1 pseudogene is annotated in these 386 nt (G+C 40.9%); it reads left to right on the forward strand.

Going from position 1 to position 386, the window contains the following annotated elements:
- Positions 1-150: 150 nt before the first annotated feature.
- Positions 151-386 (forward strand): annotated as a pseudogene (locus HC175_RS20150) (phosphate ABC transporter permease PstA); the annotation flags it as partial.

Here is a 386-nt window from a genome sequence, read left to right on the forward strand (position 1 = left end):
CAGCTTATATCGTACAGGTAAGCCTTGGGGATGTGCAGCATGGATCACTGGAATACCGTACCATCTTCGCTGCCGGAATTACACTATTCATCTTTACTTTCCTGCTGAATACCATCAGCTACAGGATAAGAAAAAAATTCAGGGAGAAATATGAATAATATTAAAAAGAACCGGCTGTTAGACCAGGTGTTCAAATACTGGGGGATTGCCTGCACATTTTTGGGACTTGTGCTCCTGGCTATCTTTATAGGTTCTATTCTTGTAGATGGGATCCAGAGAATTGACTGGGATTTTATAACCAGTTTGCCGTCAAGAAAGGCAGAAAGAGCAGGAATTTATACCGCCTTAATGGGAAGTGTATGGATCTTATTCTTTACCACGATTAT

The organism is Salinimicrobium oceani, assembly GCF_012037645.1.